A 1,821-nucleotide genomic window follows, 5' to 3' on the forward strand; every position below is an offset into this window, starting at 1 on the left:
ACGACCGCCAGGGTGACGCGGGGTCCCGCCTTGACGACGCTGCGCACGTCGACCCCGAGGCGAGGGGCCGCCATCGATACGATGGTCAGCGCGTTCGCCGTCGCGGCCATGGGGTGCACAGCCGCTTCGGGAAGGAGCCCCGCCGAGCGGAGACCTGCCAGCGTCAGGAAGGCGAGGATGAACCACGGCACCAGCCGGTGCAGCGGCATCCGGCTCGGGGCGGGGCGCTTCCCTTCCATCGGGGACGGTGCGGCCGCGTCCGCGTCTCGCCGCAGCCGGCTCGCGCCCAGCGAGAGAGCCAGGACCACCGGCCCGAGCATCAGCACGCGGACCAGCTTGACCAGGGTTCCGACCTGGACGCTGAGAGCCGCCACCGGAGCCGTAGCAGCCAACACCTGCGGTACGGCATAGACCGTGAGTCCCGCGAGCACGCCGTACTGCATCGGCGAGAGCCCGAGCAGCGGAACGAGCAGGGGCAGGCCGAGCACGACGAGGACTCCGAGCACGGCGGTGAACGCGATGGACGAGGCGACGTCTTGGCCATCCGCGCCGATCACCGGGGCCGCCGCCGCGATCGCCGAATTCCCACAGATCGAGTTGCCGCAGGCGACGAGGATGGCGAGGCGCGGGGCCAGCCCGAGGGCCCGGCCGATGCCGTAGCTTCCGGCAATAGCGAGAGCCACCACCCCTGCGATGCCGATGAGCAGTCCGGGGCCCGCCGCAAGCAGCGTACCCAGGCTCAGCGAAGCGCCGAGCAGGACGACGGCGATCTCCAAGACGGTCTTAGCGCCGAACGCGATACCGCGAACGAAGCGCGGCCCCGGGCTCCAGGCTGTGCGGACGGCCGTGCCCAACACGATGGCGAGGACGAGAGCCTCCAGCCAAGCCCGGCCAAAAAGATACGCCTCGATCCCCTCCAGAGCGAGGGCGACGCCTGTCACCGCGAGGCACAGGATCAGGCCGGGCAGGACGGGGCCCAGGGCACGCTTGCGCGACGTGAAGAAGGTTGTTGCGGACATGGTGCGGACACATCGTGAACTGGATCTGCCCCGATCATGGCCGCGGCCAATCGATCATTCCAACGGAACGTATCGAACGTTTTGATCGAATTATCGGATGATTCAGCGGCGATCGGCGAACCTCGGTCATCCGCACGGAGGCGGCGACATCATTTCAGTGAAAGAGAGTTCGCGGCAGCTCTGCAGATCGTGGTTATCGGGTTTCCAACGTCGACGAGCGAAGCGTCAAGACAAACTTATACCGCCTGGCCCGTCGCCAGTAGGCCGGGCAGGCGCTGTTCGAGGGACGTCCGATTTTCTGAAATTACCTAATCAGAGCAGACGGACTGCTTCCGGCCAGCGTCAGTCGTCGCGCTGCGCCTGCGGGAAGGTCTCAGATGGGTGGTTTTCCGCCGGTCCGGTTTCAGGCACAGATCGGGAAAAGCGGACGCTCGGCCGCAGCAAATTCATGCCGAAAGCGAAGTGGCACATTTCAATTCAAGTAATAATTTAGCAAAAGTTCGCTTTATTACAAACTGCTCGGACTCCAAAAATCGGATTGTGGAAAGTAAAACTTTAATTTCTCAAATTTACAAAGTTATATTTAATCTATAATTCCCAGCCTAAAACTCAGTTGGTCTGCGGCGATCGACGCCAGCGGTTTTTCGACCGTCGACCTGACCCTATCCGCTCCGCCAAGCCTCTTCGCTCAAGTTCGATGCAGGCCGCGCAGACGCCGTCGATGGGATCGGAGCTGGAGTGGCCAGACCGGATCTTGATGACTGATGCGCTCATGAATTCGTCGTCTAGAGCCGCCAAGATC

At 63.3% G+C, this 1,821-nt stretch carries 2 protein-coding genes; both read right to left on the reverse strand.

The genetic code is table 11. From position 1 onward, the window contains the following. Positions 1–1,019 (reverse strand): putative sulfate exporter family transporter (locus I53_RS04885; protein WP_043347302.1); only part of this gene is annotated, 1,019 nt, incomplete at its 3' end. Between the two features lie 609 nt (positions 1,020–1,628). Next, positions 1,629–1,821, reverse strand: a 193-nt coding sequence (locus tag I53_RS34465; protein ID WP_210161562.1) for a hypothetical protein, incomplete at its 5' end; no start/stop codon positions are given.

The organism is Methylobacterium sp. B1 (genome assembly GCF_000333255.1).
GTDB classification, from domain to species: Bacteria; Pseudomonadota; Alphaproteobacteria; order Rhizobiales; family Beijerinckiaceae; genus Methylobacterium; species Methylobacterium fujisawaense.